This is a genomic window from Streptosporangium sp. LJ11 (assembly GCF_051918945.1).
Classification (GTDB): domain Bacteria; phylum Actinomycetota; class Actinomycetes; order Streptosporangiales; family Streptosporangiaceae; genus Streptosporangium.
On record NZ_JBPXMB010000005.1, the window covers coordinates 210,840 to 234,508 of the forward strand.

Genomic DNA, 23,669 nt, shown 5'->3' on the forward strand with positions numbered 1-23,669 from the left:
AGACCCGCTCTGTGCACATATGACCAGCTTGGGCGGGCATCGGGAAGGGTCTCTTTCTGGAAAGAAACCTTTCAGTTAGTTCTGCGGTCGTCAGTGTTACACCTTCGTCCCAAGGGCGCAAGGGTCACTTTCGTGTGGTTTTTGTTGCCTCTGTGAACCTCTCCCCAAAGTCTTGCGCACCCCTTACGATCATGTAAGACTGACGCTCGATTTTAAATAGTAAAGATTCTTTCCTGTAGTGCCCCCGGTGCCCGCACACACCGAGTGCATATACATCCGATCTTTAGTGGGAGGTTCACTTGGTGAACCTGACCGTCCCCCAGCTGCTCGGAGACCGGGCCCTCACCGACCCCGACGGGGTCGCGCTGATCGTGCACGGCTCGGCTCAGCTCACCTACCGCCAGTGGCACGAGCGCTCCACCGCGCTCGCGAACAGCCTGGTCACGCGAGGTGTCGTCCGGGGCGACCGGGTGGGCCTCGTGTTCGGGGCCGCGGACTGGGCCGACTACGCCGTGGCGTTCTGCGGGGTCCTGGCGGCCGGAGCGGTGGCCGTACCGCTCTCCGACCGCCTCACCCTCGACGACCTGCGCTTCATGCTGGAGAACTGCCGGGCGACCGGCGTCGTCCACGCCACGGGCCTCGCCGTGCCCGAGATCGGCTGGAGCGCCACGGTCGACGGCCTGAACGTCGAAACGTCCTATGAGAAGGCCGATATCGCGCCTCCGGAGCCCGGGGATCTCGCCCAGATCCTCTACACCTCCGGTACGACCGGCCGTCCGAAGGGCGTCTCGGCGACCCATGCCAATCTGGCCTACGGCTGCGGTGGCAAGCGCCGCCCGTTCGCGCACTCCAGGCACCTCGTCCACGCCTTCCCGATCGGGACCAACGCCGGGCAGGCGATGCTGATCAACGCGCTCGACGCCCAGCCGGCCGTCGTGACGCTGCCGCGCTTCACCCCGGCCCGCTTCGCCTCGCTGATCGAGTCCTACCGCGCGGGGACGGTCTTCCTGGTCCCCGCGATGGCCATCGAGCTGATCAACGCGGGGGTGGCCGAACGGCACGACCTGTCCAGCGTGCTGCTGCTCGGCTCGGCCGCCGCGCCGCTGCCCTCGGCCGTCGCCCAGGCGCTGACCACGGCCTTCCCCAACGCGACGATCACCAACTACTACACCTCGACCGAGGCCGCCCCGGCTCAGACGATCATGATGTTCGACCCGGACCGGCCGGGAAGCGTCGGCCGCGCCATCGCCGGGGGACGGGTCAGGATCGCCACCGCGGAGGGGGAGCCGCTGGCGCCGGGGGAGACCGGGGAGGTCTGGATGCGATCCCCCGCGGCGCCGCGCGCCTACTACGGCGACCCCGACAGCGGGACCTTCCGCGACGGCTGGGTGCGGATGGGCGACCTCGGCTACATCGACGCCGACGGCTACCTCTATCTCGTCGACCGTGAGAGCGACGTGGTGAAGTCAGGGGCCTTCAAGGTCTCCACGATCCACGTCGAGGAGGTCGTCTACCGGCATCCGGCCGTGATCGAGGCCGCCGCGTTCGGGGTTCCGCACCCCGTGCTCGGAACCGTCGTCACCGTGGCCCTCGCCACCAGGGAACCCCTCACCCCCGAGGACCTGCGGATCTTCCTCAAGGACCGCCTGGCCCCGCACGAGCTGCCCGCGCACGTCATCACGGTCGACGCCCTGCCGCGCAACGCCGGCGGCAAGGTCGACAAGAAGGCCCTGCGCCGGACGATGGAGGGCGCGTGATGGCCGGGGTCCCGTCCGAGAACACCTCCGGGCCGCCGCGGGAAAGCACGTCCGGGCCTGGGCCCGCGAGCGCGTCCGAGCCCGCGCCCGCGGGCCTGCCGGAGGTGACGTTCACCCAGCAGGGGATGTGGGTGACCGAGCAGACCGTGGGCGGGGGCGCAGCCTATCACATGCCGATGCTCGTCCATCTGCGCGGCGACCTGGACACCGGCGCGCTCCTGGCGGCCTGCGCGGCGGTGGTCGCACGCCACCCGATGCTGGGCAGCGTGGTGGCGGAGGTGGACAACGAGCTGCGGCTGGTGCCCGGAGCCGGGGTTCCCGTACGCGAGGCGGTGATCTCTTCCGGCTCTGCCGACCCCGACGCCGTCACCGGTGGTTCCCCGCCGGACGCGCCGGACGCGCCGGATCCGTCGTCCGAGAACACCGAGAACGCCGAGAACGCCGAGAACCGCGGGAACCGCGGGAACGCCGAGGGCGGTGAGAGCGGCGAGCGGTACGGACGGGCCGTGCGGGCGGCGGTGCGGGAGGAGATCCTGCGCGAGTTCGACCTGGAGAAGGGCCCGCTGGCCAGGTTCACCCTGTTCGGGATCGGTCCCGGGCGGCACCTGCTCCTCTTCGTCGCCCACCACCTGATCTTCGACGGCCAGTCGAAGGACATCCTGGTGCGCGACCTGGCCGCCTTCTACAACGGCGAGCCGCCGCCCCCGCTGCCCGCGATCGACCACGGCCGGGCCGAGCGCGAGCGGGTGGCCGCCCTGCTTCCCGGCGCGCGGGAGTTCTGGAAGCCCCGCTGGCGCGATCCGGGCGAGACCGTCGTACTCGGCCGCGCGCTGCGATCCCGGCGGGCGGGCGAGGGCCGGGTGCTGCGGTTCACCGTCGATCCGTCGATCACGCCCCGCCCGTCCTCCGTTCCGTCTTCGGGCTCCTCTTCCGCGTCCGTTCCGTCTTCGGGCTCCTCCTCCGCGTCCGTTCCGTCTTCGGATTCCCTTTCCGCGTCCGGTCCGTCTTCCGCCCCCTCTTCGGGCACGCAGACCCCCGGCCTGACCCGGTTCGAGGTGCTGCTCGCCGCGCTGCACACCCTGCTCCTCGGCTACGGCAACACCGCGGTGACCACCGCCGTCGACCTGTCCACCCGGCCCCCCGAGGCCGCCGGCCACATCGGCCTGTTCGTCAACGAACTCCCGGTCGCCTCCAGCCCGTCCCCGGAGGCGACCTTCCGTGAGTTCGCCACCGCCCTGCGCGCCGAGCTGCGGGAGGTCTACCGGTTCCGCCAGGTGCCGCTCTCCCGGGCGATGCCCCGCCTCCGTCCGCACGCCGCGCTGGTCCCCGTCTCCGTCAGCTACCGCACCCGCCGCGACGCGGACCCGGTGTTCGCCGGGCTCGACACGTCGGTGGAGTGGACCGTCTTCAACCACGCGGTACGCGGCGCGCTGCACCTGCAGTGCGTGGACGGCCCCGGCGGGCTGCGGATCAGCCTGCGTCACGACCCCGAGACGGTGCCCGACGCCGACCGGTTCGCCGACGACCTGCGTCTCCTTCTGGAACGCGCCATGCATGACCCTGACCTGTCACTGCACGAAATTCTGGAGAACGAGATGGGTTCCGTCACCACGCTGACCGACCAGGTGCGCGAGATCTGGGAGGAAGTACTGGGCATCTCACCGATCGCCGACGACGACGACATCTTCGATCTGGGTGGCCACTCCCTGACCATCACGCAGATCATCGCCCGCATGCGCAAGCGCCTGGACATCGAGGTCTCCCTGGACGCCTTCTTCGACAACCCGACGATCGCCGGGATCGTAGATTCACTCGGCGATGACTGAGACCCTCGACGGGCTCCGTCTCTCCCCCCTCACCGACGACGACCTGAAGCTTCTGCTCCTGGTCAGGCACTTCGAGCTCAAGCTCCTGGAGCTGTACGGCAGAGGCGACCTCAACGGCACCACGCACACCTGCCTGGGCCAGGAGTACGTCCCGGTCGCGCTGCGGTCCCTGCTCGGCCCGGCCGACCACGTCTTCAGCAACCACCGGGGACACGGTCACTACCTGGCCAGGTTCCGCGACCCCCACGGCCTGCTCGCCGAGATCATGGGCAGGGAGGGCGCGGTCTGCGGAGGCGTCGGCGGCAGCCAGCACATCCACCGCGACCGCTACATGTCCACCGGCGTGCAGGGCGAGAGCATGCCGGTCGCCGCCGGGGTCGCGCTCCACCTCAAGCGCTCCGAGCCCGGCACCCTGGCCTGCGTGCACATCGGCGACGGCACCTGGGGCGAGGGCGCGGTCTACGAGGCGCTGAACCTCGCCGCCCTCTGGAAGCTCCCGCTGCTCGTCGTGGTGGAGAACAACGGCATCGCCCAGTCCACCCCGACCACCGCGCAGATGGCCGGCACGGTGGCCGGCCGGGCGGCGGCCTTCGGCATCCCGCACCGGCTGGTCCCCTCCACCGACGTCAACGAGATCCGCCTCTCGCTGGAACGCGAGATCGCGCGGGTGCGCGAGGGGCAGCCGCTGGTGGTCGAGTTCGTCACCCACCGCCTCGGGCCGCACAGCAAGGGCGACGACATCCGCCCGGCCGACGTCGTACGGGCCGCCAGGGACAACGACTGGTACGCCCGCTACGCCCACGACCATCCCGAGCACTTCCACCGGTTCGACGGCGTCGTCAAGGCCGAGGTCGAGGCCGTCGCCGACGAGGTGGCCGCGCGCCCGCCCTCCCGATGGGAGGGATCGTGCGCGTAGCGGAGAACCTCAACGCCGCCCTGCACGGGCTGCTGGACGACGATCCCACCGCCTACGTGCTCGGCGAGGACATCCTCGACCCGTACGGTGGCGCCTTCAAGGTCACCAAGGGGCTGTCCACCCGCTTTCCCGAGCGCGTGATCGGCACCCCGATCAGCGAGGGCGCGCTGACCGGCGTCGCGGCGGGACTGGCGCTCACCGGCAACACGGCCGTGGCCGAGATCATGTTCGGCGACTTCGTGGCGCTCGCCTTCGACCAGCTCTGCAATTTCGCGAGCAAGTCGGTGTCGATGTACGGCAGGCGGCTGCCGCTGCGGATGGTGGTGCGCTGCCCGACCGGTGGCGGCCGGGGCTACGGTCCCACGCACAGCCAGAGCCTGCAGAAGCACTTCGTCGGCATGCCGGGACTGTCGCTGTACGAGATGTCCCCCTTCCACGACAACCGCGCGGCGTTCGCGGCGATGCTGGAACGGGGCGAGCCGTGCGTGTTCTTCGAGGACAAGGTCCTCTACACCCGGCAGATGGAGCGGGTGGACCCGCTGTTCCTGATGAGCCGCGACGGGGACCTGGCGGTGGTGGACGTCCGCGACGCGGGCGGCCGCCCCGACTGCGTGGTCATCGCTCCCGGCGGGATGGTCCACCGGGTGCTGGGCGCGATGCGCTCCCTGATGATGGAGGAGGAGATCTCGGTCCGGCTGCTGGTCCCCTCCCGGCTCTACCCGCTGGACGCCGACGCGCTCCTGCCCCACCTCGGGGACGTCGTCCTGGTCGCGGAGGAGAGCACCGCCGGGGGCACCTGGGGCAGCGAGGTCGCCCACCTGCTGCACGCCCGCCTCTGGGGTCGCCTGCGCGGACCCGTCCGCCTCGTCCACTCGCGAGCCTCCGTCATCCCCACCGCCGCTCACCTGGAGAACGAGGTCCTGGTCGGGGAGTCCACGATCCACCACGCCGTACGGGAGGCCCTGCGTGGCTGACATCCACGTCCCCAAGCTCAACAACAACGACACCGAGTACCTGATCGTCGAGTGGCTGGTGGGGAACGGCAAGCCCGTCATCGCCGGGGAGCCGATCGCCGTCCTGGAGACCTCCAAGGCGGCCGACGAGCTGGAGGCGGAGGAGACCGGCTACCTGCACCACGCCGCCGCCCTCGGCACCTGGATCGCTCCCGGCGCGCTCCTCGCCCGCGTCACCGCCGAGGCGGCCCCGCAGTCCGCCTCTGTGCCCGCCCCTGGGCCCGCCTCCGTGCCCGATGACGCGCCCGAGGTCGTGGCCTCCGCGGACGCGGTGGGGCAGGAGGACGCGCCGGTGGCGGAGCCGGTCGTCACCGCTCCCGCCCGCGCCGCCATGGAGGAGCTCGGTGTCTCCCACGCCGAGGTCGCGTCCCTGGGACTGGCCGTCATCCGCAGGGCCGACGTGGAGGCCGTGGCCTCCCGCCGTACCGGACAGACGGCCTCCGACGTGCGTGAAGACGTGCGCGAGGACGTGAGGGAGGGCGCGCCGCAGGACACGCGGCAGGCCATGCGGGAAGTCGTGCCGGGAGACGTGCTGGAGGACGTGCCGGAACCGGTCGTGAACGCGGGGGCGCACCGCCTCTCGCGGGTACAGCGGGCCGTCGCGCGCGCCGTCACCACCTCGCACGGCACCATCCCCGCCGCGTACACCGTCGTGAGGTTCGAGGTGGGCCCGCTGCTGGAGCGGGCCAGGGGGCTGAGCAGGGAGGTGCGCAGGCCGGTCGGCCTGGCGGAGCTGTTCGTCCAGGCCGTGGCCGCGCTGCACCCCGCGTTCCCGCTGTTCTTCGCCTCGCTCGACGGGGACCGGGCGCATCCGGCCGACGCCCCGCGCGTCGGCGTCACGTTCGACATGGGCGAGGGCCTGTACGTGCCGGTCGTCCACGACACCGGCTCGCTCAAGGCCATCGCCGACGCGCTCATGCGCTACCGGCTCGCCGCCACCGAGGGCGACTTCCGCGAGAAGGACCTCACCGGTGCCAACATCGCCGTCACCCTGCACACCGACGCCGACGTCATCCTCGCGATCCCCCTCATCTTCCCCGGGACGGTCTGCGCTCTCGCGATCACCTCGCCGCAGCCCGAACTGACACTCGCCGAGGACGGCACGGTGACCTCGAGGACCGTCGCCAACATCGGCCTCGCCTACGACCATCGGCTGATCAACGGCAGGGACGCCGCGCTCTTCCTCGCGGCCCTCCGGACGGAGTTACAAGCGTGACCGAGACAACGCTGTCGGACGCCAAGAAGGCGCTGCTCGCCAGGCGGCTGAAGAGCAGGGGAGCGGCGCGGGCCGCCGTCGCCCGCCGCGCCCCCGGAACCGTCCCGCCCCTGTCCCACGCCCAGGAACGCCTGTGGTTCCTCGAGCAGTACCGGCCGGGCACCACCACCTACACCGTCCCCGTCGCGGTGCGCCTGCGCGGGGACCTGGACGCCGACGCGCTGCGCCGGGCGCTGGACGAGATCGTCGCGCGTCACGAGGCCCTGCGGACGCGGTTCCTCACCACCGACGACGGCACCCCCGAGCTGGTCATCGACGAACCGGGGCCCGCCGCGCTGCGCGTCGCCGAGGCGGACGACGTGGACGCCGCGATCGAGCTGCTCGACGCCGACCTCGCCGTCCCGTTCGACCTGGAGCGCGGCCCGCTCCTCCGCACCGTGCTGGTCAGGATCGCGCCCGACGACCACGTCCTCCTCATCGCCGCCCACCACACCGTCATCGACGGCTGGTCCAGCGACCTGCTCATCCGCGAGCTGCTCGCCCTGCACGACGGCGGGACCCCGCCGCCCGCGCCGGTCGGCTACGGCGACTACGCCCTCTGGCAGCGGGGCCGCGACCACCGCCGCGAGATCGACCACTGGCGCGACCGGCTCGCCGGGCTGCCCGCCATCGAGCTGCCCACCGACCGGCCGCGCCCCGCCGAGCAGCGCCACGAGGGAGCCGCCCTCGACGTCCGGGTGGGCGCCGATCTCACCCGGCGGCTCGCCGAGCTGGGCGCCGCGGCCGGTGCCACGCCGTACATGACGCTGCTCGCCGCCTTCCAGGTCCTGCTGGCCCGCTACTCGGGGCAGACGGACTTCGCGGTCGGCTCCCCGGTCGCCGGGCGCGGGCTGCCCGAGCTGGACGGGGTCGTCGGCATGTTCGTCAACACCCTGGTCATGCGCGCCGACCTGGCCGACGACCCGTCGTTCACCACCTTCCTGACCCGGACGCGCGAGACCGCGCTGGACGCCTACGCGCACCAGGAGCTCCCGTTCGACCAGCTGGTCAACGAGCTGAACGTGGTCCGCGACGTGAGCCGGTCGCCGCTCGCGCAGGTCACCTTCGCGCTGCAGAACTTCAAGGCGGGCGAGGAGGACGGGCGCGTCTCCTACCTCACGCTCCCGGCCAGGACCACCCGCTTCGACCTCGGCCTCTACCTGTTCGAGAGCCCCGACGGCGGGCTGGTCGGCCACATCGCCTACGGCACCGCGCTGTTCGACCCGGAGACCGTCGAGCTGCTGGCGGCGCGCTTCGAGACGCTGCTGCGCTCGATCGTGGCGGACCCGGACACGCGGGTGGGAGAGCTGTCGCTGCTCTCCGACGACGAGCGGGACCTGGTCCTGGGCTTCGGCTCGGGACCCACCCTGCGGCCGTCCGGCCACGACCTGCTGCACGACCTTGTCACCGCGCAGGCCGCGCTCACCCCCGGCGCGACGGCCGTGGTCCACGAGGGCTCGCCCGCCCCGGGCACGGTGCCCGCGGCGCGCGGCGTCTCCGGTCCGCGGAAGGCGTCCGCGGCGCGCGGCGGTTCGGGGACGGCGTCCGCGGCGGGCGGCGGCTCGCTGACGTACGCCGAGCTCGACGAGCGCTCCACCGGGATCGCCGCCCTGCTGAGGAACCGTCACGGCGTGGGCCCCGACACCAGGGTGGGCGTCTTCCTCGAACAGTCCACCGACCTGGCGGCGGCCGTCATCGGCGTGCTGAAGGCCGGTGGCGCCTACGTGCCCCTCGATCCCAAGCAGCCCCGCGACCGGCTGGCGTACATGCTCGCCGACGCCGGGGCCGTCGCCGTCCTGACCACCTCCGCGCTGCGCGACCTGCTCCCCGACGTCCCCGGCGCCCCGGTGATCTGCCTGGACTCCGAGGCGCTGGACGAAACCGGGTTCGAGCCCCCGGAGGTCTCGCCCGGCCACCTCGCGTACGTGATCTACACTTCGGGCACCACCGGGCGGCCGAAGGGCGTCGGGGTGCAGCACCGGCAGGTGCTCAACTACCTCGCCGGGGTCAGGGAGCGCTTCGAGGTCGAACCCGGCGCGGTCTACACGCTGCTGCAGTCGCTCTCGTTCGACTTCGGGGTGACTATCTTCTACCTGTCGCTCATGACCGGCGGAGAGCTGCACCTGGCCGACCCCCAGGCCCCCGCCGAGGAGCTCGCCGGGCTGCTGAGGGGCACCGACTACCTGAAGATGACCCCCTCCCACCTCGCCTCGCTGCTCGCCGCGGTCGACGACCCCGCCGAGCTGCTCCCGCGCAAACTCCTCGTCCTCGGCGGCGAGGCCTCCAGGTGGAGCTGGGCGCGCGAGCTGACCGCGCACACCACGGTGGTCAACCACTACGGCCCCACCGAGGCCACGGTCGGCATCTCCACCCACGCCGTCACCGGCGAGCACGAGCGGGCGCTGAACCTGCCGATCGGCAGGCCGCTGCCCGGCGCCGGGGTCTACGTGCTCGACGAGCACCTGCGGCTGGTCCCGCCCGGCATGACCGGCGAGATCTACCTCGGCGGCGACCGGCTCGCCCGCGGATACCTCGGACGCTCCGGCATGACGGCCGAGAGGTTCCTGCCCGACCCGTACGGCGGGCCCGGCGCCCGCATGTACCGGACCGGCGACCTCGGCCGGTGGCTGCCCTCCGGCGACCTGTGCTTCCTCGGCCGCCGCGACCTGCAGGTCAAGGTCAGGGGCTACCGGGTGGAGCTGTCGGAGATCGAGTCGGTGCTCGCCGGCGAGCCGGGGATCGCGCACGCCGTCGTCGAGCTGCGCGCGGACCGGCTGGTCGCGTACGTGGTCGGCGAGGTGGGCGGGGAGCAGATCAGCGTCAGCGAGCTGCGGGCGCGGCTGGGCGAGCGGCTTCCCGAGTACATGATCCCCGGGCGGTTCGTCTGGCTGGACGAGCTGCCCCTGAAGTCGCACGGCAAGGTCGACCGGGCCAGGCTGCCCGAACCCGACGAGGCGCGACCTGACCAGGAAGCCGGATTCGTCCCGCCGGAGACGCCCCTCGAAGAGGCGATCGCGGCGGTGTGGGCGAAGGTGCTCGGACTGGTCCAGGTCGGTGTGCTGGACGACTTCTTCGACCTGGGTGGTCATTCGCTGCTCGCCGCGCAGGTGGTCGCCCGCCTTCGGAAAGCCATTCCCGAAGGCGGGCGCCAGGTCACGATCCTGGACCTGTTCAAGCACCGGACCGTCCGCGAGCTGGCGCGGCTCGCCGAGACGGCCGACGACGGCCCGCGGATGCTCCTGCACCGGCTCACCCCGCCCCGCGCGGCCACCTCGACCCTGGTCTGCGTGCCGTACGGCGGCGGCAGCGCGGCCATCTACCAGCCGCTGGCCGACGCGCTGCCGCAGAACTGGGCGCTGCACGCGGTCGCCGTCCCCGGCCAGGAGATGGGGCTGATCGAGGCGACCCGGCCGGTGGGGGAGGTCGCGCGGGACTGCGTGGAGGAGATCCTCAAGGAGGTCCGCGGCCCGCTCGCGCTGTACGGGCACTGCGGGCTCGGCGTCATGCTGATCGTGGAGATCGCCCGCCGCCTGGAGGAGATGGGCCGCCCGATCGAGGCTCTCTACTTCGGCGGTGTCTTCCCCTTCGCCCGTCCCGCCTCGGTGCTGGCCAAGCTGTCGAACCTGACCGACCGCCTGCGCAGCGACCAGATCTGGGCCAACGCCCTGCGGGCCGCGGGTCTCGAAGTGGACGACCTGGAGCCCGACCAGCTCAAACTGGTGATCGACAACCGTCGCAAGGGCACCAGGGAGGCGGAACGCTACTTCACCCGCCTCTTCGAGGAGGGCGTCGAGCCGCTCGGGGCGCCGATCATCTCGGTGGTGGGCGACCGCGACCCGGTCACCGAGTTCCACCAGGAGCGCTACCGAGAGTGGCATCTCCTGAGCGACTCCACGGCCGTGGTCGTCCTCGACGAGGCCGGGCACTTTTTCCTGAAATATCGGGCGGAGGAGCTCGCCGCCGTCGTCACCGGCACCCACCGGGCCATCGCCTCCGGCGACACGGCGAAGCTGGCCCGTACCGACCGGTCCACCTGGTGGCTCGGCGGCGTCTCCACCCAGGACGCCCTCACGGAGATCGCCCCGGCGACGACGGCACCGGCGCTCATCGGTGCGGGACCGACCGCGTCCGCTTCCACCGGTCAGGGGACGTCCGCGCCCGCTCTTCCCGGCCCCGGCACGGGCGGGGCCCCACCGGGGACGGGACAGCCGGTCGCGACGGACCCCCCGGCGCGCTCCGGTCCGCCGCCCAGCATGAAGCGGTTCGCCACCGTGGCGGCCGGACAGCTCGTCTCGATCGTCGGGTCGTCGCTGACCGAGTTCGCCATCCCGCTGTGGATCTACATCACCACCGGCTCGCTCCCCATGATGGCCCTGTTCTCCGTCCTCGCGCTGGTCCCCGGCATGCTGGTGTCCCCCCTGGCCGGTGCCCTCGTCGACCGCCACGACCGGCGCAGGGTCATGCTCGCCGGAGACATCGGCGCGTTCGGCACCCAGCTGGCGCTGGGCGTCCTGCTGTGGACCGGCAACCTGCAGATCTGGCACATCTACCCGCTCCTGGTCCTGCTGTCGGTCGCGCTGACCTTCCAGCGCCTCGCCTACAACTCCGCCATCCCGCAGCTGGTCCCCAAGCGCTTCCTCGGCCACGCCAACGGCGTGGTCCAGATGGTCACCGGTACCGCCCAGCTGGTCGTCCCGCTGGCCGCGGTCGGCCTGATGGCCGTGATCGGGCTGGAGGGCATCCTCGTCCTGGACGTCGTCTCGTACGTCTTCGCGATCGGGGTGCTGCTCTTCGTCCGCTTCCCGAAGACCATGGCCTGGAAGCGCAGGGAGTCGCTGGTCGCCGAGATGGTCGAGGGCTGGAAGTTCTCCTGGGGCAACCGGGGCTTCCGCGGCATGCTGTTCTTCTTCGCGGTGCTGAACATCTTCCTGTCCCCGCTGTTCCTGCTCATCTCGCCGCTGGTCCTGGGCTTCGCCACGCTGGAGGACGTCGGCCGGATCTCCTTCTTCGGTGGCCTGGGTGTCTTCCTCGGCGGCCTGACCATGACCGTCTGGGGAGGCCCGCGACGGCACCGGCTGCGCGGCGTCATGCTCTCCACCCTCGTCCTGAGCCTCTTCTGCCTGGTCACCGGCCTGCAGCAGAACCTGGTCCTGATCGCGGTCGGCGCCTTCGGGATGTCGTTCTGGCTGACCATGCTCAACGGCGTCTACGCCACGATCATCCAGGTCAAGGTGCCGCAGCGCTTCCACGGCCGTGTCATCGCGCTCAACACGCTCATCGCCTGGTCCACCCTGCCGGTCGGCTTCGGCCTGGTCGCCCCGTACGGCAGCAAGCTGTTCGAACCGCTGCTGGTTCCCGGGGGGCCGCTGGCCGACACGGTCGGCCTCGTGCTCGGCACCGGCGAGGGCCGGGGCGTCGGCCTGATGTACGCGCTGTTCGCCGTCGCCATCGCGGTCACGGTGCTGGTCGCGATGCGGACCCGCACGCTGTCCAGGTTCGACATGGACGTCCCCGACGCGCTCCCTGACGACCTGGTCGGCTTCCAGGCCATCCAGAGGCGTCAGGAACGCGAGCGTGACGAGCCGGTCGCCGAGGTGATCTCGATCAGAAGGTGACCTCGCCCTGACCGGCGGAACACCGGTTCTCCCTGGCCCTTCCCGGCGATCCGCCCGGACGGGACCGGGAGAACCGGAGGACCTGGAAAGAACAGGTGGGAAAAGCGCGGACGGGGCGCGGCCGGTGGCCGCACCCCGTCCTCTCGCGTCTGCCCGGCTACGCTTCTCGCGTCCGCCCGGCTACGCGCGCGATGTCAGGGGCGGTACGCCCAGCCACCGGGAGCGAAGTCCTCCCAGTGGTACCAGTCCCAGTAGTAGCCACCGTTGACCTGCGCGAGCTGACTCTCGTCCAGCTCGGTGCCGATCCCGGACAGCGCGGACAGCTCCGGCTTGGCCTTGGCCATGTTGTTTCCCCTTTCGATCTAACAACGTGGCCAATCTCCCAATCCCCGGTTGTGAACCAGTGGTGGGTGGCTGCAACCGCCTCGCGGGACACGCGCCGGACGCGGGCGGGACCGGACGACGCGTCACGGCGCTCTAGGCCCGCAGGCGCAGCCCTCTCGGCGTCGGGTGAAAACCGGCGGCCTCCAGGGCGGCGCCGAGGGGGGAGTCGTTGATGGCGGTGCCGTCCGCCCGCTCGACGGTCAGCTTGCCCAGCGCGCCGTCGCGCACGGCGAGCGCGAGGGCGTCGACGGCGGGCCGGAGGCGGTCGTCGCCGGAGAAGGACAGCAGGGTCTTGCCGCCGCGCTCGACGTAGAGGATCAGATGCCCGTCGACGAGCACGACCAGGGAACCGGCCTTCCTGCCGGGCTTGTGGGACACCTCCCCGGGATGGGCCGGCCACGGCAGGGCCGCCCCGTACGGACTGGCCGGGTCGGCGGCCGCCAGCACCACCGCCCGCCGGGCGTTCCCGTCCGCCCTCTCCGGCTTCCGCGCGCTCCACGGGTCGGGCGCCGGTGCCGTGTCCGGGTGGGCGGGCGAGGGGGACGTGGCGCGCATCCGGTCGACGGCACCGGGGAGGGCGAACTGGGCACCGCCCAGCCCCTCCACGAAGTAACCCCTGCGGCACCGGCCGCTCTCCTCGAAGGCGCGGAGCACCTGGTAGACGGCGGCGAAACCGCCCGGCGGCCGCTCGGCGGTCACCGCACCCCTGGTCACCACGCCGTGCCGCTCCAGCAGCACCTCGGCCTGGGCGTGGGCGCGCTGGGTGGAGTCCTCCGCGAGGGCGGGCAGTGCCCACCAGCGCCCGCCCACCGTGGGCGGGCCGCTCCTGGTCGGCAACACCGCCCGCCGTCGCCGGGTCGGGGCCGGGCGGTGCGCGGGGCGTCCCGTCCCGAGGACGGCCCGCAGCGGCGCCAGCGTGTCGCCGGTGATCCGGCCCGACCACACCAGGTCCCACACGGCGGCGGACAGGGCACGGTCGTCCGGGACGGCACCGGCCAGGAGGGCGCCGGCCCGGCCGCCCAGCTCGCGGAAGAACAGCGCGCCCCCGCCGCCCAGAATCTCCAGCACCGCCTCGTGCACCGGCGTCAGGGTGATGTCGGCGGGGCCGGGCATCAGCAGCGGCGCGGTGTCGGCGAAGTAGAGCGACACCCAGCCGTCGCCGCCCGGCAGGGACCCCTGCCCCACCCAGATCACCTCGCCGGAGGCCGTCAGCTCGTCCAGGAACGACGGGTCGTATCCGGGCACCCGCGAGGGCAGGATCAGCGTCTCCAGCGCCGACGCGGGCACCGCCGCGCCCTGCAACTGCTCGATCGCGCCCACCAGCGCGTCGATCGGCGGCCTGCCCCGCTGCGGGGTGCCGGTGATGCCGTGCCAGGCGGGTGCGAAGGCGGCCAGGGTCTCCGGGGAGACCGGCTCCACCTCCTTGCGGAGCCTGGCCAGGGACCTGCGGCGCAACATCCGCAGCACCCCCGCGTCGCACCACTCCTCGCCCCGGCCACCCGGCCGGAACTCCCCGCTCACCAGCCGCCCCGAGGCGGCCAGGCGGCGCAGCGCGTCGGTGACGACCGCGGGGCCGAGGCCGAACCTGGCCGCGGCGGTGCTCGCGAGGAAGGGGGTGCGCGTACGGGCGTGCCGGGCCAGCAGGTCGCCCAGCGGATCGTCGACCGGTTCGAGGAACGCGTGCGGAATCCCCACGGGCAGCGGCACGCCGAGCGCGTCGCGCAGCCGGGCGGCGTCCTCGATCGCCGCCCACCGCTCCTGCCCCGCCACCCGCACCCTGATGGCCCGCCGGGAACCCTCCAGCACGGTCAGCCACGCCGGGTCGCCCTCGCGCACACCGACGTCCTCGGCCACCAGGGGGCCGTGGGATCGGAGCAGGTCGGCCAGGTCCTCGGCGTCGCGCAGCGGCCGGTCCAGCCGGGCCAGCTCCCGCTCGGCGTCGGTGATCACGTCGAGGTCGAGCAGCTCGCGCAGGTCCGCCTGGCCCAGCAACTCGGCCAGCAGGGTCGTGTCGAGCGCGAGCGCCTGGGCGCGGCGCTCGGCCAGCGGGGCGTCGCCCTCGTACATGAACGCGCCGATGTAGTTGAACAGCAGCGACGCCGCGAACGGCGACGCCTTGTCGGTCTCGACCTCCACCAGCCGGACCCGCCGCGCCTCGATGTCGCGCATCAGCCGGACCAGCCCCGGCACGTCGAACACGTCCTGAAGACACTCGCGCATCGTCTCCAGCACCACGGGGAACGACCCGTAGCGGCCCGCCACGCTCAGCAGGTGCGAGGCGCGCTGCCGCTGCTGCCAGAGCGGCGACCGCCTGCCCGGCACGCGGCGCGGCAGCAGCAGGGACCGCCCGGCGCACTCGCGGAACCGCGCCGCGAACAGCGCCGAACCGCCCAGCTCCTCGGTGACGATCCGCTCGATCTCGTCCGCGTCGAAGACCGCGACGTCGGACGGGGGGTCGGAGAGCGTGTCGGGAATGCGCAGCACGATCCCGTCGTCGGAGTGCAGGGCCTGCACGTCGACGCCGTAGCGCTCCCGCAGCCGCCGCCCGATCGCCAGCGCCCACGGGGCGTGCACCCGCGCCCCGTACGGGGAGTGCACCACCACCCGCCAGTCGCCCAGCTCGTCGTGGAACCGCTCGACCAGCAGCGTCCTGTCGTCCGGCACGTAGCCGGTCGCCTGCCGCTGCTCGGCCAGGTAGGAGAGCAGGTTGGCGGCGGCGTACTCGTCCAGTCCCGCCGCCCTGATCCTCCCCAGGGCCTCCTCACGCGCGGCGCTTCCCGCTCCCGCGTTCTCCGCCGTCCCGTTTCCCGCTTCGGCGCCTTCCGCTCCCGTGTTCCTTCTCGCCGGGTCTCGGGTGCGCCCGCTTCCCGTCTCGGCGTCCGCGCCCGCCGCCGACATCTCGCGGAGGAACGCGCCGATGGCCCTGCCCAGCTCCGCCGGTCTTCCGGCGGTGTCGCCGTGCCAGAAGGGGAGCTTTCCCGGCTGGCCGGGGGCGGGTGTGACCAGCACCCGATCGGCCGTGATCTCCTGGATCCGCCAGGAGGTCGCGCCCAGCACGAACACGTCACCGGCCCGCGACTCGTAGACCATCTCCTCGTCCAGCTCGCCCACCCGGGAGGACTTCTCCCCGACCAGGAACACGCCGAACAGCCCCCTGTCGGGGATCGTGCCGCCGTTGGTGACCGCCAGCCGCTGGGCTCCGGGACGGCCCCGCAGGGTGCCGGTCACCCGGTCCCAGACGATGCGCGGCCGCAGCTCGGCGAACTCCTCGCTCGGGTAGCGTCCGGCGAGCATGTCGAGCGTCGCCTCCAGCGCGCTCCTGGGCAGCGTCCGGTAGGGGGCCGCTCGCCGCACGACCTCCTCCAGCTCGTCCACCGTCCACTCGTCCAGCGCGGTCATCGCCACGATCTGCTGGGCGAGCACGTCGAGAGGGTTGCGCGGGTAGCGCAGGTCCTCGATCTCCCCGCTCCTCATCCGCTCGGCCACCACGGCCGTCTGGACCAGGTCCCCCCGGTACTTGGGGAAGATCACGCCACGTGAGACCGCTCCCACCTGGTGCCCGGCCCGGCCGATCCGCTGCAGGCCGCTCGCCACGCTCGGCGGCGCCCCGACGCAGGCCACCAGGTCGACCGCGCCCATGTCGATGCCGAGCTCCAGGCTGGAGGTCGCGACCACGGCGGGCAGCCGCCCGGACTTGAGCGCCTCCTCGATCTGGGAGCGCTCCTCCTTCGACACCGAACCGTGGTGGGCCCGCACGATCTCCGGGGCGACCCCCTTGGCCGCCCCGGCCTGCGCCATCATCGCCGCCGGAGTGGAGAGGGAGGCCGGGGGGACGGGGAACCCCTCGGCCCAGTGCACCGGCTCCGCCCCCGCTCCCTCCTCCGCGTCCTGCCCGGCCGGCTCCTCGCCGGTCTCCCGCCGCTCCCACGCCAGCTCGTTGAGGCGGGTGCACAGCCTCTCGGCCAGTCGCCGGGAGTTGGCGAACACGATCGTGGAGCTGTGGCCTCCGATCAGCTCGAACAGCCGCTCCTCCACGTGCGGCCAGATCGACCGCCTGGCCGGGGTCTCGGTCAGCCAGCGGTCGTCGTCGGGGGCGGGCGGGGCGGGAGGCGTGTCGAGCTCGGTCATGTCCTCGATCGGGACGACCACCTCGACCTCGATCTCCTTGTCCGAGGGCGGCTGGACCACGGTCGCCGGGCGCGATCCGCCCAGGAAGGCGGCCACCTCGCTCACCGGCCGGACGGTCGCCGACAGGCCGATCCGCTGGGCGGGCCGGGGCAGGAGGGTGTCGAGCCGCTCCAGGCTGAGGGCCAGGTGCGCGCCGCGCTTGGTGGCCGCCACCGCGTGCACCTCGTCGACGATGACCGTCTCCACGCCGCGCAACGCCTCGCGGGCCTGGCTGGTGAGCAGCAGGAACAGCGACTCGGGGGTGGTGATCAGGATGTCGGAGGGCCGGGTCGCGAACCGCCGCCGCTCCTCGGGGGCGGTGTCACCCGACCGGATCGCCACCGAGATCTCCGGCACCGGGAGCCCGAGCCGCCGCGCGGTCTGCCTCAGCCCGGCCAGCGGCGCCCGGAGGTTGCGCTCGACGTCGACCGCCAGGGCCTTGAGCGGCGAGACGTACAGGACCCGGCACCGCCTCACCGGCTCGCCGTCCCCCCGGTCCCCCCGCGAACGCCCTCGCCCGCCCCGGGCGCTCGTACCGGCCGTATCACCGGTGCCACCCGTACCGGCCGTCAGGTCCGTATCGGAGGATCCGGCGTCCAGGGGGGAGCCGGGAGCGGAGGAGGCGAGCCGGTCGAGCGACCACAGGAAGGCGGCCAGCGTCTTGCCGGATCCGGTGGGTGCGACCACCAGCGTGTTGTCGCCCCGCGCGATCGCCGCCCACGCCCCCTCCTGCGCGGCGGTCGGCGCGGCGAACGCCCCGGTGAACCAGTCTCTGGTCATCCGGGTGAAGTGATCGAGCGCCCCGCCCGCGCTCGCCGTCTCGCTCATCGCCGCCCCCTAGCTCCCGGTCCGGACGACCGACCGGCTCACCGCCCATACTGCACGGCCCCACCGACAGAACCCGTGACCGCCCGTCCGGCGACCGGGCGGCGGACGGGAGCAGGTGGCCCGCGCATCACCTGCGGACGCACGGTTCGTCGGTGCTGCGGCAGCTCCTAGGGAGAGCGGATCCGCGGCGTTCGCCGGGACGGTGACCATTCGCCACCATGACGTGACGTCCGGGATAGGTTGGCTCCCTGCCGTTGAGGACATGGCTTTGACGAACACACGACGTATTGAGTGGTGAGCTAACGGTGAGCATCGACCATCAGGCCATCGAGGCGACGCGCGAGCGGATCAAGGCGGAGCACCTCAGGGCGCACCGCCCGCCGAGCAGCGCGAGGGGGCTGCACCACTTCGCGCTGATCTCCTCCGACGTCGAGACGACGATCGCGTTCTACCAGGACCTTCTGGAGTTCCCGCTGACGGAGATCTTCGAGAACCGCGACTACCGGGGGTCCAACCACTTCTTCTTCGACATCGGCAACGGCAACCTGCTCGCCTTCTTCGACTTCCCCGGTCTGGAGCTCGGCCCCTACAAGGAGGTCCTCGGCGGGCTCCACCACGTCGCCATCTCCGTCGATCCCTCCACGTGGGAGCGCCTGCGGGGCAAGCTGGAGGCGGCGGGCGTTCCGCACCAGGTCGAGAGCGGTGCGTCGATCTACTTCGCCGATCCCGACGGGGCCCGCCTGGAACTGCTCGCCGACCCCCTCGGCGAGATGTACGGCTCCCGCGTGCTCTGACGACCCCTCTCCCGCCTCCGGCCGCCCACGCCTTCCCCCTCGTCCTCGCCTGCGACGCTCCTCCCGCCTGTCCCCGTCTCGTCTGCCCTTCCCCGTCTCGTCCGCTCCGTCTCCGGCTCGTCCCCGTCCGGCGAAGGCCGGGAGAGCGGGACGCGGGCGCCTTGCGGCCCGGCGGCGCGCCGGGGTGGGCCGCGGCACGCCGGAGGGCATCCATACTTGAGGCATGCGCCTATCGGATTTCTGGAAGCGGATGAAGTCACACTTCGGCGACCAGTACGCCGAGTCGTGGGCCCGCGACTACGTCATCGCCGATCTCGGCGGCCGGACCGTGATCCAGGCGCTGGCCGAGGGGGTCGGCGCCAAGGAGGTCTGGCACGCCGTGTGCGGGGTGACCGACGTCGCTCCCAGGCTTCGCTGAGAGCCGGTAAGCACGCGGCCCGGTGAGCGGGCCGGAGACACGCGGCCCGGTAAGCGGAAGCCGGAGAGCGTTAAGGGCCCGCTCAGGACGGTTCCGTGAGCGGGGCGAGGAGCTTCTCCACCGAATCGGCCGCCCGCGCGGGATCGTCGGTGCTCTCCTCACCGTCCGGTGCCCACAGAAACAGCCAGCCGTCCCTGACCGGGGTGGCGAAGACGATGGTCTGCCGACGGCTGTCCGGATGCCACACCCACAGCACCGGGGCGGCGCCTCCGAGGGTGCGGCTCGCCAGCCCTCGTTGTCGCAGCTCGGCGGCGAGGGAATCGAGATGGGCTAGACGTTGCTGCGTGAACGTGTTGGGCACGTCGGACACCTCGGGTCGTTTCCCCTCAGGATCACTCCAGGTCAACCCGGTTACAACAGGTCCTGGGCAATTCTTGGAAATGTCGCCTCCCGGATGGGGTCCGCACCTCCCGGAGCTGTGGCCCGCCGGCCTGCCCGGCCGTGCCTGGTCGTGCGCGGGGGGACTCCGCGGCGGTTCGTGACTCCCGCAACGTATGGTGCCAACGGGCGGCGATCGAACAGTCGTTCGGCTATATTGAACAAGCCACCACTCTTGGCGTGCCCTCCCGAAATTGTCGGCGGCACCCCGTAGCTTTCTGGCAACCGATCCAACCCGCGACCCTTCAGGGGGCACCCATGGCAGCTAACGACCGCGAGAAGGCGCTTGAGACCGCACTCGCTCAGATCGAGCGGCAGTTCGGCAAGGGCTCGATCATGCGCCTGGGCGACGAGACCCGGGCGCCCATCGAGGTGGTTCCCACCGGCTCCATCGCGCTCGACGTGGCCCTCGGCATCGGCGGCTTCCCGCGCGGCCGCATCGTCGAGGTCTACGGTCCCGAGTCCTCGGGCAAGACCACGGTCGCCCTGCACGCGGTGGCCAACGCCCAGCGTGGTGGCGGCATCGCCGCGTTCATCGACGCCGAGCACGCGCTCGACCCGGAGTACGCCCAGAAGCTGGGCGTCGACACCGACGCGCTGCTCGTCTCCCAGCCCGACACCGGTGAGCAGGCGCTGGAGATCGCCGACATGCTGATCCGGTCCGGCGCCGTCGACCTGCTGGTCATCGACTCGGTCGCGGCCCTGGTGCCCAAGGCCGAGATCGAGGGCGAGATGGGCGACAGCCACGTCGGCCTGCAGGCCCGTCTGATGTCCCAGGCGCTGCGCAAGGTCGCCGGCGCGCTCAACAACACCGGCACCACCGCGATCTTCATCAACCAGCTCCGTGAGAAGATCGGCGTCATGTTCGGCTCGCCCGAGACCACGACCGGTGGAAAGGCGCTGAAGTTCTACGCCTCGGTCCGCCTCGACATCCGCCGCATCGAGACGCTGAAGGACGGCACCGAGGCGGTCGGCAACCGCACCCGGGTGAAGGTCGTCAAGAACAAGATGGCCCCGCCCTTCCGCGTGGCCGACTTCGACATCCTCTACGGCGTCGGCATCTCCCGCGAGGGCGGCCTGATCGACATGGGTGTCGAGCACGGCTTCGTCCGCAAGTCCGGCGCCTGGTACACCTACGAGGGTGACCAGCTCGGTCAGGGCAAGGAGAACGCGCGAAACTTCCTCAAGAGCCACCCGGACATGGCGAACGAGATCGAGAAGAAGATCAAGGAGAAGCTCGGCGTCGGCCCGCGCGTCGACAGCCCGGCCGCCCCGTCGCCCGTCCCCGCGGCTTCGGCCCCTGCCGCCGCGTCCGGTCGCGCGTCCGCTGCCGCTTCGGCTCCCGCCGCGTCCGGTCGCGGTTCCAAGGCCGCCGCCGCCCCCAAGCCGGGTGACGCCTGAATCCGGGCTGATCGATGACCACGGGACCTGACTCCGGTCCGGCCGGCGAGGCCGGGCCGAGAGACTGGGGAGCCTGGCCCGACGAACCTCGGGAGGGTTCACCGGGCCGGCGCGGCCGCGACCACGACCACGGTTCGTCCGCCTCGGAGGGAGGCTTTCGCGAGGAAGCCACGGACCCGGCGAGTGACGGGCCGCGAGGCCGGAAGAAACGTGCCTCACGGCGTGGGCGGCGGTCCGGGAGCGCCACCCCGGGCTTTCTTTCCGACCGATCCGACCGATCCGACGGGTCCGATGGACCTGACGGAATTTACGGATCCGGCAGGTCCGGCGCACGCGGCAGGTTCAGTGGACGTGACGGGTCCGGTGGAGGTGACGGGTCCGACGGGCCGGCCGAGGGGTCTCGGGCGAGCCGGGGGGCCGGATCCGATCCGCAGGCGGTTGCGCGGGGCATCTGCCTGCGGCTGCTGACCATGGCGCCGCGCACCCGGGCCCAGCTCGCGGAGGCGCTGCGCAAGCGCGAGGTGCCCCAGGAGGCGGCGGACGCCGTGCTGGAGCGCTTCTCCGAGGTCGGGCTCATCGACGACGAGGCGTTCGCCGCGGCATGGGTGAGCTCGCGTCACGCCGGGCGGGGTCTCGCCAGAAAGGCCCTCGCCTCGGAGCTCCGCCACCGAGGGGTGGACGAGGAGACCGTGAAGGAAGCGGTGGATCGGCTCGATCCCGAGGAGGAGGCGGAGACCGCTCGTCGCCTCGTGCGTCGCAAACTCTCCTCGACCCGGGGTCTGGAGCCCGCGGTCAGGACCCGCAGGCTTGCCGGCATGCTCGCCCGCAAGGGATACGGCCCCGGCCTGGCATTTCGCGTGATCCGTGAAGTGCTGGAGGACGAAGGGGCGGAAACATCGCCATTCGCGGAGGATCAGGGCTATCCACTCGACTAGTCCAAAGCAGCTTTGACAGCGGGTCTTTGCTTGCTCGTTACCTCTCTGACGCTTAATCTCAACGACAGTGAGGAGTTACTCCGCGCAGCGCGGATTGTCATAGCGGTGTAATACGGACAAGCAGGCTTGGCGGATGAGGACGGGACGACGGACCGGCGGGAACAGCCGGTGGGTGATCCCCTCTGGGTTCACTTCTGTCCCGACGGTGCCGTCTCTTGAGCTTTCCGTGCCGTGCGTGTGACCCCTCGTGTGCCTGATATTTGCGACGCGAGGAAGGTGAGGCGCGCATGGATCCGGTCGTGGTCGTCATGTTGGTAGTGGCGGTTATGGCTCTCGCCGTGATGACAGCCGTGCTGGTCGTGTTGCTGCGTCGTGTCGGTGGAGCCGGGGGCCCGAAGGGGCCCACGCCTGAGCAGGAGGCCGAGGTTCAGGCCCAGCTGGAGGAGGCCAGGCGCGAGGCCGCCGACATCCGGGCGAAGGCCCAGGACGACGCCGGAGAGCTGCTGCGCAAGTCGGAGGCGGCGATCGAGGCGGCGGCCGAGATGCGCAAGGAGGCCGAGGCCGAGGGCAAGATCCTGAAGTACGAGCTCAAGGAGCTCCGGTCCGACCTCGAACGCAGGGAGAACCGGCTGGCGGAGCGCGAGCAGCGTCTCGACGAGGAGGCCAGGCGCCAGGCCGACCGGGCCCGCAAGCTCGCCGAGACGGAGACCGAGCTGGCCGACCGTCGCGAGGATCTCGAACGGGTCGCCGAGGAGCGCAAGACCATCCTGGAACGGGTGTCCGGGTTCACCAGCGACCAGGCCAGGGCCGAGCTGGTCAGGGAGATCGAGAACCAGGCGAAGCGCGAGGCCGCGCTGATCATCAGGGAGATCGAGGGAGAGGCACGCAAGGAGGGCGAGAAGCGCGCCACCAAAATCGTCACGCTGGCGGTCCAGCGGGTGGCCACCGAGCAGACCGCCGAGTCCGTGGTGAGCGTCCTGCACCTGCCCGGTGACGAGATGAAGGGGCGCATCATCGGCCGCGAGGGCCGCAACATCCGGGCCTTCGAGTCGACCACCGGCGTCAATCTGATCATCGACGACACGCCGGAAGCCGTGTTGTTGTCGTGTTTCGACCCGGTCCGCCGCGAGACCGCGCGGCTCACCCTGGAGAAGCTCGTCCTCGACGGCCGCATCCATCCGCAGCGCATCGAGGAGGCCCACGAGCGCAGCAAGGCCGAGGTTCAGGAGCTGTGCGTGCGTGCGGGCGAGGACGCCCTGGTGGAACTCGGCATCACCGACATGCATCCCGAACTCGTCACCCTCCTCGGCCAGCTCCGTTACCGCACCTCCTACGGCCAGAACGTGCTCGGCCACCTCATCGAATCGGCCCACATCGCCGGCATCATGGCGGCCGAGCTGCGGCTCGACACGACGCTGCTCAAGCGCTGCACGCTCCTGCACGACATCGGCAAGGCCCTCACCCACGAGGTCGAGGGCAGCCACGCGCTCATCGGTGCCGAGATCGCCAGACGATACGGCGAGCACGAGGACGTCGTCCACGCCATCGAGGCCCATCACAACGAGGTCGAGGTCAAGACCGTCGAGGCCGTCCTCACCCAGGCCGCCGACGCGATCAGCGGCAGCCGTCCCGGAGCCCGCCGCGAGTCGCTGGAGGCCTACGTCAAGCGACTGGAGCGCCTTGAGGAGATCGCCACCTCCTACGAGGGCGTCGAGAAGGTCTTCGCCATGCAGGCGGGCCGGGAGATCAGGGTCATGGTGAAGCCAGACGCGGTCGACGACATCCAGGCCCAGGTGATCGCCCGCGACGTCGCCAAGCAGGTCGAGGAGGAGCTCACCTACCCCGGCCAGATCCGCATCACGGTCGTCCGCGAATCGCGGGCCACCGAGTTCGCCCGCTGACCCCGCCCAACCCGCCGACCC

Annotated in this window: 14 protein-coding genes; 11 read left to right on the forward strand and 3 right to left on the reverse strand. The window is 71.8% G+C overall.

Annotated elements, in window-relative coordinates; all coding sequences use genetic code 11:
• Nucleotides 1-302: 302 nt before the first annotated feature.
• The 6 genes from ACTOQ3_RS09980 to ACTOQ3_RS10005 are packed head-to-tail and all read left to right on the forward strand — an operon-like array spanning nt 303 to nt 12,382.
• On the forward strand, nt 303-1,757 hold the full coding sequence (locus ACTOQ3_RS09980) for a class I adenylate-forming enzyme family protein (RefSeq protein WP_440083060.1): 1,455 nt from the start codon (nt 303-305) through the stop codon (nt 1,755-1,757).
• Nucleotides 1,757-3,583, forward strand: coding sequence for a condensation domain-containing protein (locus ACTOQ3_RS09985; protein ID WP_440083061.1), 1,827 nt, complete (start codon nt 1,757-1,759; stop codon nt 3,581-3,583). Before ACTOQ3_RS09980 ends, ACTOQ3_RS09985 begins: the two co-directional genes overlap by 1 nt.
• Complete coding sequence (locus tag ACTOQ3_RS09990) at nt 3,576-4,499, forward strand: thiamine pyrophosphate-dependent dehydrogenase E1 component subunit alpha (RefSeq protein WP_440083062.1); 924 nt, start codon at nt 3,576-3,578, stop codon at nt 4,497-4,499. Before ACTOQ3_RS09985 ends, ACTOQ3_RS09990 begins: the two co-directional genes overlap by 8 nt.
• On the forward strand, nt 4,490-5,473 hold the full coding sequence (locus ACTOQ3_RS09995) for an alpha-ketoacid dehydrogenase subunit beta (protein ID WP_440083063.1): 984 nt from the start codon (nt 4,490-4,492) through the stop codon (nt 5,471-5,473). Before ACTOQ3_RS09990 ends, ACTOQ3_RS09995 begins: the two co-directional genes overlap by 10 nt.
• Nucleotides 5,466-6,728, forward strand: a complete 1,263-nt coding sequence (locus ACTOQ3_RS10000) for a 2-oxo acid dehydrogenase subunit E2 (RefSeq protein WP_440083064.1) — start codon at nt 5,466-5,468, stop codon at nt 6,726-6,728. Before ACTOQ3_RS09995 ends, ACTOQ3_RS10000 begins: the two co-directional genes overlap by 8 nt.
• Nucleotides 6,725-12,382 (forward strand): amino acid adenylation domain-containing protein, encoded by a 5,658-nt coding sequence (locus ACTOQ3_RS10005; RefSeq protein WP_440083065.1) that lies wholly within the window; start codon nt 6,725-6,727, stop codon nt 12,380-12,382. The genes ACTOQ3_RS10000 and ACTOQ3_RS10005 overlap by 4 nt, the downstream gene beginning before the upstream one ends.
• A gap of 194 nt (nt 12,383-12,576) precedes the next feature.
• Here ACTOQ3_RS10005 and ACTOQ3_RS10010 read toward each other — a convergent pair whose 3' ends face one another.
• Both ACTOQ3_RS10010 and ACTOQ3_RS10015 read right to left on the reverse strand, forming a co-directional pair.
• On the reverse strand, nt 12,577-12,726 hold the full coding sequence (locus tag ACTOQ3_RS10010) for a hypothetical protein (protein WP_440070167.1): 150 nt from the start codon (nt 12,724-12,726) through the stop codon (nt 12,577-12,579).
• Nucleotides 12,727-12,859: 133 nt separating this feature from the next.
• A complete protein-coding gene (locus ACTOQ3_RS10015) occupies nt 12,860-17,761 on the reverse strand; it encodes an ATP-dependent helicase (RefSeq protein ID WP_440083066.1) in 4,902 nt (1,633 codons plus the stop codon).
• Between the two features lie 305 nt (nt 17,762-18,066).
• On the opposite strand from ACTOQ3_RS10015, the gene ACTOQ3_RS10020 reads away from it, so the two are divergent.
• Nucleotides 18,067-18,555 carry a VOC family protein gene (locus ACTOQ3_RS10020; RefSeq protein ID WP_440083067.1) on the forward strand — a complete coding sequence of 163 codons (489 nt, stop codon included), beginning with the start codon at nt 18,067-18,069 and terminating at the stop codon, nt 18,553-18,555.
• A gap of 223 nt (nt 18,556-18,778) precedes the next feature.
• On the forward strand, nt 18,779-18,973 hold the full coding sequence (locus ACTOQ3_RS10025) for a DUF3046 domain-containing protein (RefSeq protein ID WP_350972642.1): 195 nt from the start codon (nt 18,779-18,781) through the stop codon (nt 18,971-18,973).
• An 82-nt stretch (nt 18,974-19,055) separates the two neighbouring features.
• On the opposite strand, the gene ACTOQ3_RS10030 is transcribed toward ACTOQ3_RS10025, so the two are convergent.
• Nucleotides 19,056-19,334 (reverse strand): hypothetical protein, encoded by a 279-nt coding sequence (locus ACTOQ3_RS10030; RefSeq protein ID WP_440083068.1) that lies wholly within the window; start codon nt 19,332-19,334, stop codon nt 19,056-19,058.
• Between the two features lie 335 nt (nt 19,335-19,669).
• Here ACTOQ3_RS10030 and recA point away from each other — a divergent pair, with 335 nt between their 5' ends.
• The 3 genes from recA to rny all read left to right on the forward strand — a co-directional run bounded on the left by recA (nt 19,670) and on the right by rny (nt 23,648).
• Nucleotides 19,670-20,812, forward strand: coding sequence for a recombinase RecA (gene recA / locus ACTOQ3_RS10035; RefSeq protein ID WP_440083069.1), 1,143 nt, complete (start codon nt 19,670-19,672; stop codon nt 20,810-20,812).
• A gap of 14 nt (nt 20,813-20,826) precedes the next feature.
• Nucleotides 20,827-21,747 carry a recombination regulator RecX gene (gene recX, locus ACTOQ3_RS10040; RefSeq protein WP_440083070.1) on the forward strand — a complete coding sequence of 307 codons (921 nt, stop codon included), beginning with the start codon at nt 20,827-20,829 and terminating at the stop codon, nt 21,745-21,747.
• A gap of 287 nt (nt 21,748-22,034) precedes the next feature.
• Entirely contained in the window at nt 22,035-23,648 is a 1,614-nt protein-coding gene (gene rny, locus ACTOQ3_RS10045; RefSeq protein WP_440083071.1) for a ribonuclease Y, read from the forward strand.
• The last annotated feature ends 21 nt before the right edge of the window (nt 23,649-23,669 follow it).

Bases quoted from the DNA above. Each gene is read 5' to 3' on its own strand.
- ACTOQ3_RS09985 (WP_440083061.1), top strand. From the start codon at position 1,757: ATGGCCGGGGTCCCGTCCGAGAACACCTCCGGGCCGCCGCGGGAAAGC.
- ACTOQ3_RS09990 (WP_440083062.1), top strand. From the start codon at position 3,576: ATGACTGAGACCCTCGACGGGCTCCGTCTCTCCCCCCTCACCGACGAC.
- ACTOQ3_RS10010 (WP_440070167.1), bottom strand. From the start codon at position 12,726: ATGGCCAAGGCCAAGCCGGAGCTGTCCGCGCTGTCCGGGATCGGCACC.
- ACTOQ3_RS10015 (WP_440083066.1), bottom strand. From the start codon at position 17,761: ATGAGCGAGACGGCGAGCGCGGGCGGGGCGCTCGATCACTTCACCCGG.
- ACTOQ3_RS10025 (WP_350972642.1), top strand. From the start codon at position 18,779: ATGCGCCTATCGGATTTCTGGAAGCGGATGAAGTCACACTTCGGCGAC.
- recA (WP_440083069.1), top strand. From the start codon at position 19,670: ATGGCAGCTAACGACCGCGAGAAGGCGCTTGAGACCGCACTCGCTCAG.
- recX (WP_440083070.1), top strand. From the start codon at position 20,827: ATGACCACGGGACCTGACTCCGGTCCGGCCGGCGAGGCCGGGCCGAGA.
- rny (WP_440083071.1), top strand. From the start codon at position 22,035: ATGGATCCGGTCGTGGTCGTCATGTTGGTAGTGGCGGTTATGGCTCTC.